The organism is Brevibacillus humidisoli, assembly GCF_020923435.1.
Classification (GTDB): domain Bacteria; phylum Bacillota; class Bacilli; order Brevibacillales; family Brevibacillaceae; genus Brevibacillus_E; species Brevibacillus_E humidisoli.
In genome coordinates this window covers 785,322-797,755 of record NZ_CP087263.1, presented here as the reverse complement: position 1 = coordinate 797,755, position 12,434 = coordinate 785,322, and the positions used below count along the sequence as shown (strand labels likewise).

Genomic DNA, 12,434 nt, shown 5'->3' with positions numbered 1-12,434 from the left:
ATATCAGAAGGGGGGCCAATCGTACGTATGCAAACCGATCAGGAAATCATCCAGCAGATCACGCAGGGTGATGTAGAGGCGTACCGCGAGATTATCCAGCGGTATCAGCGGATGATTTTTGTCTTCATCTACAAGATGGTTAACAACACAGCAGACGCAGAAGATTTGACACAAGAAGTCTTTGTCAAAGCTTATGAAAAGCTTTCCACATATCGCGGTGACAGTCAATTCTCTACCTGGCTGCATACACTTGCTCGCAACCGTACGATCGATTTTTTGCGACGACGAAAAATCCACGATTCGGACGAGCAACTGGCTTTCATCCCTTCTCAGGCACGTGACGAATCGCCGCAAGATTCGTTATTGACAAAAGAACAGCGCAAAGAGATAGAGCGCGCCTTTTCGATGCTGTCTGATTCTTACCGCGAGGTGATTGTCCTGCGCTGCACGCACGAGTATCCGTTTGAGAAGATCGCTTCCCTCCTGGGGATTGCCGAATCGACCGCACGAGTACGTTATCTGCGCGCCCGTCAAGAATTTGCCAAATTATTAAGTCGCACGGAAGGAGGACTCGTTCATGAACTGCAATGACTTTCGCATCAAATGGATGGACCATGTAGACGAGACCGCCCTTTCCCATATCGAGACCTGCGACGACTGCTTGAACTGGATCGAAACCGCCTTTGCCAGTGAGGAGGAGGTTACATTCATGAAGGAGTTCCCCCAGCCGTCTGCAGAGTTGGAAGATCGAATCATGCAAACCATCTATGCCGCAAACGGACAAGGCGTGCTGCCTCCTTTGAGCGCTGCCCAGCAGTCTGTCTCCGTCGATCTAAAAAGACCGAAGCGGAGTTGGACGCGCTTGCGGACAGGAGCTTGGGTGAGTGCTGCAGGCATTCTTCTAGTCGTGGGCTTCATCGGAATGCAGGCACAGCTGGGCGGCGGAGGAATGCAGCAAGCCGGCTCGGACAGTACCGCGGTTGCACCACAAAGCTCTGCCCCATCTGCCGCTGAATTGGCTCCTGCCAACAACACGGCGATGACCTATGCCAGTCAGGAGAGCTCTATGTCCGATGAGCCCTCTCAAGAGAGTGGTGTGCATAACAGTGAGGCAGAGGCAGCGTCATTGCCAGAGGAAACAGAGCCGCAGGAACAGCGAGGCGGGACTGTCCCGGAGATGCTGGGGAAACCGCTGGAAGAGAATCTTAGCAACATGGAAGAAGCGCTGATCGCGATGGATTCGGCCAATCTCCCTCAAGCCAAGCATGCTTCCCGTCCTCACAGCGAAACATCACTTACCAGTCGGGATGCGGGTGCCAAGGTGCCGGAGAACAAGAACGCTTCTGCAGAGAACCCGAAAAACGCTGAAAAAGCGGATGGAACAGCTGCCAAGCCAACCGATGCATCGAATGCAGACCAGATAGAGGAACCTCTGGCGGTGCAGGATGGTACTGAAGAAAAGTTGACCGCAACTGGCAGCGAACAAGGGGAAGCAGCAACGGATGAAACGGGTGAGTTGTCTGATGACGTCCATCAGGGCATTGTCCGAGAGCCTGTGACGATTTCCACTTTTAGCGATGTAGAGACGGCCGCACAAGTCTCCGACATCCCGATTCCGGTACTGGTCAATCTGCCGAGCGGATTTGAACGGCAGTCGATCTCATTGCGGTATCGTTCCGAGACCAGCAACCAGGTTAGTGCTGTGTCCGCTGCTTATACGCGGGACGACGATCAGATTCAAGTGGCGATCACGCGCAACGATTCCCCCAAGCGGACCTTGTCGATCCCAGGTACGTTTGTGGACCGCCGCCTGTTCCCGGTCGGCAGCGATCAGGCGATAGCTGTGACACACGACCCGAAGAACTCTACAGCCAGGGCAGAACATGAGGTGCACCTGATCACCACACGTGACAACATCCCGCTCTATGTAACTCTGACCGCAAGCGGTATTCGCCTGGAAGAATTGATTGATTTGACGAGAACGATCCAGTGGGATCAGGAGTAGCAAAAACAGCCGGGGCATTCGCTCCGGCTGTTTTTATGGGAACAGCTGTTAGGTGGTCACATCCTTTTTGATAAAAACCAGATAAGAGACAAGCAGAGCCGCAATCGTCCAGACGGAAAGCACAGCGAGCGAGAAGGGTAACGTCATGCCTTTGATAGGGGGTAATGTTCCAGCCAGATAATCAGTTACCTGCAGGTTGACGACAAACAGATACTTGGCTGCCTCCCAGGATGAAGCCATCTGAGAGAGAATCGTCCCGCTGATCAGGGCGGCCATCATGATCCCCATACCCGCTGCGGCACTGCGGACAACGACTGAGACCATCAGGGTTATCATGCCGACGACCACGCAGACAAACCAGCCCAACCCGTACTGCATAAACAGATATAGCCACTGCGGCACCATAAAGACCTGTGAAGTGTCCAGTTCGGCACCGACCACCTGAAACCCGGTCAGTACCGGCATATCCCATCCCGAATAGCCAAAGACGATCCCAGAGATCAGGTACGCCAGCACCAATGTCAGCAGAACCGTCAAGGAAATGAACAAGATCAAGGTGATCAGCTTGCTGGTCAGTACCTTCCAGCGGCGTACCGGTCGTGTCAGCAGCAGTTTAATCGTGCCCTCGCTGTATTCCGATGAGACGAGATCGACTGCCAGCACGACGATCATCATCGGCAAAAACAGCGATACGGCCTGATCCATGAAGCCGCGGGCAAAGGTAGGGCCGCCCGGTGCTGTAGGGTTGATATCGTGTTCCAGGTAGTACTGCTGCTGCTGGACCCGGATTTTCAACCACTCCCGCCACTCTTCCGGCAGCCTGCTGGAGGTGAGCCTGTTCTGCGTATCGACGATCTGCTGCTGCAACAACGCTCGCCAGTCATCCGTACCGAGCCGTTCCTGGGCAGTGAGGGAGGCTCTGTACTGGGCATAGGTAAAAATCGGGATCAGGATCAGCAGAATCAGAAAGACCACAAGGAACCGGCGGCGGCGCAGGATCTTGATCGTCTCATTTTGTACCAGATGCAGCATGCTGCCGCCCATCGGACGCACCTCCTCCTGTCAACAGCAAAAACAGATCTTCCAATGTAACGGATCGCGAGACGATCTGCACAACGCCTACATGAGCATCCACCAGTGCTTTGTTTGCTTCGTCGATCCGCTCTACATCCATCTTGCATCTTATCGTACCATCCGGCAACGTCCAGACTTCCGTCACACTGGACAAGCGATTTAGCACTTCAACCGCTTTTTCCTGCCCTCCCTCTGTGAGCTGCCAATCGACCTGATCGGCGTAACGCTCCATCAGCTCACGTACGAATCCGACAGAAATCACCTTGCCCTTGTTGATGATCGCCACCCGGTCACACATCAGCTCGATCTCACTGAGCAAATGGCTCGATACGAACACCGCTAGTCCCTCTTCCTGCGCCAGTCTGCGAATCGTACGGCGGAGTTCCCGTATCCCCGCAGGATCGAGCCCATTGGTCGGCTCGTCCAGGATCAGCAGTTTTGGTCGGTGCAGCAAGGCTTGGGCAATCCCCAACCGCTGCCGCATTCCCAGCGAGTACGTTTTTACCTTATCGTCAATCGCCTGCCACAAATCGACGAAGCGAATCACTTCCTCTATCCGTTCCGCGCTGATCCCACCGCTCATCCGGGCATAGTGCTCCAGGTTTTCCCGCCCGCTCATAAACTTGTACATCTCCGGATTTTCGACGATACAACCCACCTGCCGAATCGCCTCGGGGAACCGGTCGACCAAGGAATGTCCATCAATCAGGATGTGTCCGCCATCTGCGGAAGCCAGTCCTGTCAACATACGAATCGTCGTCGTTTTGCCTGCTCCATTCGGACCGAGAAAACCAAACACTTCCCCGGCATACACATCAAACGTAATATCTTCGATAATGGGTTTGCCGCCCATCCGTTTCTGCAGGTGGGTGACTGACAGTACAACCTCCGCCATCCTCTCGCTCCTTTCCCACTGCTGTATGCCCATCTCAAAAGGTAGTCATCCGACCCGTATCAGCCGTTGGCAGCAATAGCTGCCATCCTGACGAGCGCGGACAACTTGTGGTACACTACCGATGATGAAATCTTGCGACCGATGATACAATCTTACAGTAGTATAACACGCACGCTTGGCAGACGAACATCGAAACGGAGGTACCAATATGCGCCGTCAGTCAGGACAACTGCTCTGGCCGATTACAGGATCGATCGCCTTGCTCTCCTTGCTTTTATTTGCCTGCGGCTTCGTTTTCGCCCTCAATCCACACATGCTGGCTGCTGACAAACCGTTGACTCCGACAGCAGAACAAGCGCCGGCCAATCCGGACCAGACGGACAACCAGTGGGACATAGTAGCACTGGGCGATTCGCTTACCCGCGGAACCGGTGATGTGAACGGTCAAGGGTACGTCGGCTTGTTCCGTGAGGCGTATGAAAAAGAAACGACGCACAAAATCGTCTTGCACAACCTGGCGATTAACGGCCTTACCTCCACCGAACTGCTTGAGCAATTGGAACAAAAGCAGGTACAGCAGCTGCTGGCGTCAGCCGATCTGATCCTGTTCACCATCGGCGGGAACGACCTGTTCCGCCTGAGCGAGGGTCTGTATGAGTTGGATGAGGAGACGATCGACACTGCGCTGTCGCATCTGGAGCAAAACTTCGTGAAGGTTCTGGCCGAACTCCGTCGGCACAATCCACAGGCAACGATTGTTTATACATCACTCTACAATCCATTTGGCAATACGGAGGCTGCCGGAGCCACGACCAAACCGCTCCTGCAGTGGAACAGTACGGCCCAGCAAACCGCCGCCCAGTTTGCCAAGGTACTCGTGGTCCCTACCTACGACCTATTTGCTCAAAAAGAAGACGCGTATCTCTACACCGATCATTTTCATCCCAACAGCGCTGGCTATGCCCGCATCGCTGAGCGGGTGTTGCAAGCAGTCGATTGAGGTGAGGTATCTAAGCAAACAGCGCGATCAAAACGGTACCGGCCAAAATCAATGCGGCGGTGATCCAGATGGAGAGCGTGTGTGTTTCCTCCCCTTTCAAAAACAGCATGCTGAGCAATACCGTCAAGATCGGCTCTACTGCCGCAATCACACTTACGTAGGTGACCTGCAGGGAAGTAGCAGCGAGAAAGAAAAACAGCGGTCCCAGGCTGGTCATGACGCCTGCGATCAGATAATACGGGTTCCACTGCGAAAAAGTACGCCGCAAGGCTACCTTCAGCTCCCCGCGCCAGCCTTGATAGATGAGCGCAAAGACTAGCGACGTGAGAGCGCCAACCCACGCTCCTAGAAAAGCGTCATTCATCTCCAGCAGCCCTTGCTTGCGTACACCCTGTCCCGCTCCAAAGATGGCGGCGGAGAGCAGCGCAAGCAGGAACCCGGCCCACCGTTTGTTTCGCTCCGCCAGTTGGTCTGCCGATTGCCCAGCTGTTTTCTCTGCCGATTGATCTGTCAATCTCCCCGCTGATTTCTCACTCGATTTCCCGGCTTGCAGTTTTCCGCTCGCTGAACCCCGGTACAGCACAAACCCCTGTAAAAAAATTGCAGCCAGCAACATCCCGATGCCAAGACCAGGAAGCAGCGTGATCGCCTCTCCCAACACCAGAAGGGCGAACAGCATGGTAAAAACGGGTGTACTGTTGCGGATAGCGGATGCTTTCGACGGACCGATACGGTGGATGCTGGAAAACAGCGTCAAACGTCCTAAACCAGTGGTGAACAGACCCGCCAGGACAAAGTACCACAGCCCGGTCCACGAAAATCGTAGTTCCCACCCTTTCCAGGCAGCCGCTGCGACAAAAAACAGTCCCAGCACCACCACGTTGATCAGGACCGTAGTGAAAAAACCGTTATCTTTTCCATCGCTCTGCTTAAACCCCTGTTTCACGACAATATTGTTGATCGCAAAAACCAAAGCGGTCAAAAAGGAAAATAAGATTCCTATGTCATTCCCCTCCTATCCTCTAAATGGAACAGCCTGTATGACTGCTCTTTCTGCTCCTCCTGTTTGTCCTGTTCCTCCCGTTCTCCTGTTCCTCCTGTTCCTCCTGCTCCTCCCGTTCCTCCTGCTCCTCCCGTTCCTCCCGTTCCTCCTGCTCCTCCCGTTCCTCCTGCTCCTCCCGTTTTCTCCTGCTCTAGCTACTCTGTCCTCTGGCGTCCCCTCTGTCCTGTGTTGTTTCCCTTTGTCTGCTGATATCCCGTCCGCTGCTCACTAGCACAGATAAAACGCTTCGCAGCCGATAGTTTATGCACTAAACTATTAAACAAAAAATTTACTCCCGCAAAATCCTGACAAGCGTTTCGATTCCCTTCTCAAAAATAGAGATTTCCTCTTCATTGAGATGTTCTCTCAACTGGTTGTAAAAGTGATGGTGCAATATCTCGTGCTGATGATAGGCCGTCTTTCCTTTGTCAGTCAGGGAGACCATCACCGCTCTGGAATCCTCCGGATGAGGTGTACGCTTCACCAGGTCTTTTCCTTCCAGACGTCCGACCAGCTGTGTCACCGCCCCTTTGGTCACACCGAGTCGAGCAGCCAGCTCGCTCATTAGGATCCCTGCATCGCAGCCAATCGCATCGATTGTGTGAACCTCCGTTGGCGTGAGCGGGCCAGCCTCGCCGAATACGCGCGGCTGTCGTTCCATCCGACGAAGCTGCAGGAATAGGCGGCCAAGCTGCTCGCTGCCCTTGGTACTATTTCGATTGTTTGTTGGGGGATTATGTTTTTGGTTCATGGATTTAGTTTATAATATAAATCATTTTTCTGTCAAGAGCAAGGATAGGTGGGATGGCAGTATAGCCCCTCTTGCCAAAACGACTCGTAACGAAAGTTATAGAGATACTCAATAAGAAAATGAATACCTCTCCGGCATTACAACCGAAAAGGTATCGATATCTTTGTCGAACTAGTTTTCTTTATCGAATGTGTTTGCTACTATTGTTCGCAGTTCATGGTAGTTTTCACTCGTTTCACTGATCACACTTCCTTTCCTGGAGACAATATCCAACCCACCTCCATCCACTTCCTCTAGGAAAACGAGATGCTTCTTGCCAATATCCACTTGATCGGTTGGCAGGACAAGGATCATTTTTTTGTTCTTGAAATCAGCGCCTTTAAAGCGTTCCTCCAGTTTAAACAAGACGGATTTGACGTAGCCATTGTCTTCAACGAGAGAATCGGGGGTAATTTCGATAATATGATCTGCAAGACTCATTAGCTGCTGATTATCTTCGGGTTGAACCAATAATTTATGGGATTTTTGACTTAGATGCTCATTTTTATCTTTTATGGAGTCAATGTACTTCTTCATCTCGGAGAAGTTGTTGTATTTGTCTTGTATAAAAGGCTTGTCATATTCCTTGCTGAGTGGATCTTTTAACAATAGTAATTTATCATCATCAAGCTTGACAATAAAGTCACTATTTTGTACAAAAAAATCCTCAGGGTAGGCCTTATCATCAAACTTTCTCAAAAAGAACACGTAGGTCTCGCCTATCTCCAACAAATGTTCATCAACATAAACCAATATGTTGTCCTTCTCAAATGTCCCAAGTAACGGTTCCTGTACCCTTACCTTAAACGTATTTTTACCTTTAGCCAGTTCTTCCACAGAAGCCGTGGCGATATGACTTGAATATTTATTCACCAAGTTGTCAAATGTTAGGTCATAATCATACAACCCTTGTGTCGTAATATTTTGGGTTTGACGAATCTCCAATGAATTAGCCCTACTCTCTGTACCATGATAGAGGCTAGCGGCTAAAAGAACGGCCAAACAAACAGCCATCACAATACTTACCTTTTTTCTCAACTGTTTCTCACTCCTTCCTTAATAGTTTTGGCTTAAATGGTCTTTATCTCGAGATGTCAAGTAAAGTTCATCCGTGTTTCTATACATTACGTCATCAGAATCGCTGCTGTGACCAAACCATCCTAAAGCGTGACCTAGCTCATGGGTTGCTGTTTCCTTGTAATCCCTTGACGAGTAATACCAATCTTTTGGAATGTATACTTCTGCTTTATCAATTCGATAATTTCTAACTCTTTTCCCATCGTAGGTGTGATCACCTACATGCTCTGTACTCTCCAATACAGCAACAGCCCTCCGTCCTTCAAGATTTGGCTCCATCCGTTCCAACTCTTCTCTTGACCCACCATACACTTCTATGGAAGAGTCAGACTTGTCGTCTTGCCCAGTGGTATTAATCCCCAGCGCTTCTTCCCACTCATCTCTTGCATGATCGACATAACTGTCAAAATCATCTGGATCGAATGCGTCACCGATAACACCAATCCAAATATCTCCTCCGTTATAACCTATGTTGTATGTATCAGCGTAGAATACAGAAAGCGTTTTGGCTGAAGCACCTGATGCCAATACAAACAATTGGCAACCAACAACTACAGATACTAATGTTTTACTTAAATACTTCATAAAACACCTCCGAAATTCTTTATGATAACATAATATACTATATATGGAAGTAGCTGAATAGTTCTTCAAAACCATATTTGGATAATATACACAAAAATAATGTCACCTTTCACTTGTTGTCGTGCTGCACGGCTGATCTCCATACCTTTACTGCTTATAAACTCTTAACGTCCTCTACAGGAAAGTACTGCGAAAACCATTCTACAGCCAACCTTTCCACCACATGCAAGTGATCCATAAAACTATGATCTGCCCCCTCAACGATCACCAGTTGAGAGTCAGCTGTCAGCCACTTCATCCCTTGCCTGGTGATATCGGCAAGCAGCGGCTCCTCCCAGCCACCGTCGCCATGCATGATCAACACTGGACAGGTGATACGCTTTAGCAATGTTTCCTGTGAAAATTGCTCAAAATCGAGCAGCATTTGTTTGTCAATCGTCATGTTTTTTCTCACTGTGCTGTTAGATGACACCGTTAGATATCCGCATTCCCGCAGTTGTCTCCATTGCGTTTCAGAGAAGTGCTCGTTCCAGTTATACCTGATCGGTCCTGTCCCTGGACCCGTCATGACAATGGTGGAAATATCTTGCGGGGAAAAGGCCTCCAGACATACTCTGCCGCCCAGGCTATGCCCATACAGCGCGATTTTGGCATAGCCGTTTGCCTTGACAAAGCGAATCGCTGATCGCAAATCATCTACCAGCTTGGCCAGTGTCAACCGATCATCGTGACTTTCCCCACAGCCGCTAAAGTCAAACGCCAGTACGCCGTAACCATGGGCAGCAAACGTTTGCGACAATCTGTCAAACCGTCCCCGGGATGATTTGTCAGAGATGAAACCATGACACATGATGATCATCGTTTGCGTCAGAGACGGATAAAGGTTACCGACCAATGTTCCATTTCTTGAATTGGTAAAGGTTACTCTCTCCACTCGTTTCTCCTCCATGACATTTGGTTACGCTGCTCCTTTAACATATAGCGACTATTCCATAGCCAATATCCATTATACAGTCACAGCGGACAGTTCTACTTCCTTGCAGGGTGGCAACGGATCAACTGGGAAAAGTAGACTCTCCTCCCGTGCCGGTCCTTTTTGTCTATAGACAACACGGCCAGCACAGCCTGACAAGAAAGGCATCGCCAGTTGAACACTTGAACGTTAGTTGAACACTTGAACAGTTAGTTGGACACTTGAACAGTTAACAGTAGAACACGGGGCTGCAGACAAAAACGACCTCTGTGGCTGTTAGGCCCGCAAGAGGTCGTTTTTCTGCTCTGTTCCAGCGAGACGCATCGCATACTGCCGCTGTCCGCCCCAGTAAAACAAGATGCTGAGCAGCGTGATCCCCGCCATCGTCACAAACATGATCGGTCCGCCGTAGCCAGCCAGCAGAAACCCGCCAAAGGTGGGGCCGATAAACTGTCCGAGGCTGGTGAAGCTTTGCGTACCGAAGTAGGCGCCGCGCATCTCGGCAGGAGCCAGGCGATCGATAAACAGGTTGGAAGCCGGAAATGTTAGAATCTCCCCAATCGTAAACACAATCATCGAAGTGATAAACAGCGACCAGTTGAAGGAAAAGGCGAATCCCACCTGTCCCAGGGCGTAAAAACAGCAGCCGACCACAATGCTGTAGAGAGGTGTCCGTTTTTCCGCCCATCGGGCCAGCGGATACTGCATCACAACGACGGCTATCGCATTGACACTCATCAAGACGGCAAATAATTTCACCCCATCGACAAACGTCGAAGCAACATATTGCGAAAGCGTAATCGTCATCTGCGAGTAGCCGACGCTGACCAAGATACCGCCGATCAGGAAAAAGCGGAGGGCCACATCATGTGTCACGACCTGCCAAGTACTGCGAAAGCTGACTGGTTCTTTCTTTTGCCCTTCGATCTGTTTGATTCCGAAGTGCGAGAGCATTCCCTGCAGACTCACGACATACAACAGGTACACAACCGCCGTCACCAGAAAGGGCAGCGAGTCTCCCCGCAACGCTAGGTAAGCGCCGAGCAGAGGCCCCACTGCAACCCCGATATTGATACACATATACCGAAGTGAGAAGACACGAAGCCGTTTCTGCGACTCGGTCACATCAGCCATCAACGCTTGGGAGACGGGCTCGTAAAAGGAGCGGCACAATCCTCCCAGCACACTAAGCAGTAAAAAAAGCAACGGGCTCTCGCCCACGGCAAATCCGAAGAAAACGATCGCCCATACGTATAAGGCTCCCAGCATGACGCGTCTTCTGCCGAACAGATCAGAGAGCGTGCCTCCGACAAAACCGCCAAACGCGCCGGCCAAAGAACTTGCGCCGATGGTCAATCCGATCATCACTTCGTTCATCCCTGTGTTGGTCGCCAGGTAGATGGCCAGAAACGGCATACTCATCGAACTGGCGGCGCGTACAAAGACAGTACCGATCATTAGCGAGTGAACAATCGGATGGTACTCAGCCAAAAAAGAGCGGACCCTATTCATCTCTCTACTCCTATCCCCTGCGGTTCTGTTTGTCGATTTTTCTATCTGACAGGTTGTTCCATCATTGTAGGGATAGGAGCATCATCCGTCAATCAATAATTTTTGATTACAGTGTTCAAAAATCTTGATAAGAGAGGATCATCCGCGGTTTGCAACGGCGATTCACGCTTTCGGTTCCAGCTCGATCTTTGCGATGATCTCCTGCTGCTCATTCCATTTCAACGCTCGGTAGATGGCATCATGGTAAAATGTAAACCATGCACCGTCACGGATACCCGCTTGAATCCACTTTTCCTTGGCAAAAATCGACGTCATCGGATAATCATCATAAGCCATCACCCATAGGGGGTTGGCGTGAGCATGAGTCGGCAGTAAATCAGCCAGATGAAGCAACTTTTCGCCTCCGCTCTCGATGGAGATGATGGCATGCCCATTGCTGTGTCCCCCAGTGTGGTGCATCACAATCCCAGGCAAGACTTCCAGGCTCTCTCCGTACGTCTCAACCTGCGATTGGATCGGGCGCCAATTGTCCTCCCAGTAAGTATTGCGTGAACGGATATTCGGATTGCGCATCTCGTCCCATTCAATCTGCTGCACGTAAATGACCGCATTGGGGAAAGTGGAGACCAGCTGTTCCTCATGACGAGAAACCAATCCGTTTCCATGATCGTAGTGCATGTGTGTCATCAACACGGCATCGATCTTTTCCGGGCTGAGTCCAAGCTCAGCCAGCGACTCGATGACCCGTGATTCTTCCGCCAATCCGTAATTCCGTTGCTGCTTTTCCGTAAGGCGGTCCTTACCGATCCCCGCTTCGATCAGCAGATTCTTGCCGTGTGCCTGCAGCAGGATGGGATCTGCCCGCAGGGGAATCTGGTTCAGCTCATTGACAGGATACCTTCTGCTCCACAACGGTTTTGGTACAACCCCAAACATGGCACCGCCATCCAACTGTGTCAAACCGCCCGACAGCCACGTTAGCGTGAACTCTCCCAGTTTCAGTTTGTTCATGCAGCCATTCCTCCTTTTGGCGACTTCGCCGTTGACCTGTCCCGGCGGAAGTCCGGTTTTTCCTGTCCCGTTCCATTATAAGCCAATTCAAACAAGGGAACCATTCCTGAAAGTCGAGAAGCACCCTCAGGGTGCTTCTGTCGGGAGTTATCGTTCCGTCTTTTCCGTCAGGAACACCAAACGCGCCCAGGGGATCACTTCCAGCTTGATTTCGCTTGCGATCGCCTCTACTGCCAAGACGGATCCCGTGCCCCGCTCAGCCAGATTCAACCGCGCCATTTTCTCCGAATCTCGATAGATGCTGATCAAGCTTTTTGCAGACTGCTCTGATCCGTCGGCTATTACCGTATACCCGGGGGCGATGTGGAACCTCCATCCTCTCAGCGTAATCGACTGCGCCCGATAAAACAGCAACTGACGTTTGCCCAGCAGGATACCATTATCGCCCATTGTGACGCCACCCTTCCAAT

At 51.0% G+C, this 12,434-nt stretch carries 13 protein-coding genes; 3 read left to right on the top strand and 10 right to left on the bottom strand.

Features of this window, described 5'->3' with window-relative positions; translation table 11 throughout:
• Positions 1–27 precede the first annotated feature (27 nt).
• Positions 28–591, top strand: a complete 564-nt coding sequence (locus LOK74_RS03915) for an RNA polymerase sigma factor (RefSeq protein ID WP_230045297.1) — start codon at positions 28–30, stop codon at positions 589–591.
• Complete coding sequence (locus LOK74_RS03910; RefSeq protein WP_230045296.1) at positions 578–2,005, top strand: hypothetical protein; 1,428 nt, start codon at positions 578–580, stop codon at positions 2,003–2,005. Before LOK74_RS03915 ends, LOK74_RS03910 begins: the two co-directional genes overlap by 14 nt.
• A gap of 48 nt (positions 2,006–2,053) precedes the next feature.
• On the opposite strand, the gene LOK74_RS03905 is transcribed toward LOK74_RS03910, so the two are convergent.
• Both LOK74_RS03905 and LOK74_RS03900 read right to left on the bottom strand, forming a co-directional pair.
• Positions 2,054–3,049, bottom strand: a complete 996-nt coding sequence (locus LOK74_RS03905) for an ABC transporter permease (RefSeq protein ID WP_230045295.1) — start codon at positions 3,047–3,049, stop codon at positions 2,054–2,056.
• Entirely contained in the window at positions 3,015–3,974 is a 960-nt protein-coding gene (locus LOK74_RS03900; protein ID WP_230045294.1) for an ABC transporter ATP-binding protein, read from the bottom strand. The genes LOK74_RS03905 and LOK74_RS03900 overlap by 35 nt, the downstream gene beginning before the upstream one ends.
• A gap of 208 nt (positions 3,975–4,182) precedes the next feature.
• On the opposite strand from LOK74_RS03900, the gene LOK74_RS03895 reads away from it, so the two are divergent.
• Positions 4,183–4,974 (top strand): GDSL-type esterase/lipase family protein, encoded by a 792-nt coding sequence (locus tag LOK74_RS03895; protein ID WP_230045293.1) that lies wholly within the window; start codon positions 4,183–4,185, stop codon positions 4,972–4,974.
• A gap of 10 nt (positions 4,975–4,984) precedes the next feature.
• Here LOK74_RS03895 and LOK74_RS03890 read toward each other — a convergent pair whose 3' ends face one another.
• The 8 genes from LOK74_RS03890 to LOK74_RS03855 form a co-directional block, all read right to left on the bottom strand.
• Positions 4,985–5,956 carry an EamA family transporter gene (locus LOK74_RS03890; RefSeq protein WP_230045292.1) on the bottom strand — a complete coding sequence of 324 codons (972 nt, stop codon included), beginning with the start codon at positions 5,954–5,956 and terminating at the stop codon, positions 4,985–4,987.
• Between the two features lie 349 nt (positions 5,957–6,305).
• A complete protein-coding gene (locus tag LOK74_RS03885; protein WP_420908723.1) occupies positions 6,306–6,767 on the bottom strand; it encodes a MarR family winged helix-turn-helix transcriptional regulator in 462 nt (153 codons plus the stop codon).
• Between the two features lie 171 nt (positions 6,768–6,938).
• Positions 6,939–7,844, bottom strand: a complete 906-nt coding sequence (locus LOK74_RS03880; protein WP_230045290.1) for a hypothetical protein — start codon at positions 7,842–7,844, stop codon at positions 6,939–6,941.
• Positions 7,845–7,862: 18 nt separating this feature from the next.
• Positions 7,863–8,468 (bottom strand): matrixin family metalloprotease, encoded by a 606-nt coding sequence (locus LOK74_RS03875; RefSeq protein ID WP_230045289.1) that lies wholly within the window; start codon positions 8,466–8,468, stop codon positions 7,863–7,865.
• A 154-nt stretch (positions 8,469–8,622) separates the two neighbouring features.
• On the bottom strand, positions 8,623–9,402 hold the full coding sequence (locus LOK74_RS03870) for an alpha/beta hydrolase family protein (RefSeq protein ID WP_230045288.1): 780 nt from the start codon (positions 9,400–9,402) through the stop codon (positions 8,623–8,625).
• Positions 9,403–9,717: 315 nt separating this feature from the next.
• Positions 9,718–10,953, bottom strand: coding sequence for an MDR family MFS transporter (locus tag LOK74_RS03865; protein WP_230045287.1), 1,236 nt, complete (start codon positions 10,951–10,953; stop codon positions 9,718–9,720).
• A 162-nt stretch (positions 10,954–11,115) separates the two neighbouring features.
• Positions 11,116–11,964, bottom strand: a complete 849-nt coding sequence (locus LOK74_RS03860; RefSeq protein ID WP_230045286.1) for a YtnP family quorum-quenching lactonase — start codon at positions 11,962–11,964, stop codon at positions 11,116–11,118.
• Between the two features lie 147 nt (positions 11,965–12,111).
• Entirely contained in the window at positions 12,112–12,414 is a 303-nt protein-coding gene (locus tag LOK74_RS03855; RefSeq protein WP_230045285.1) for a hypothetical protein, read from the bottom strand.
• Positions 12,415–12,434: the final 20 nt, after the last annotated feature.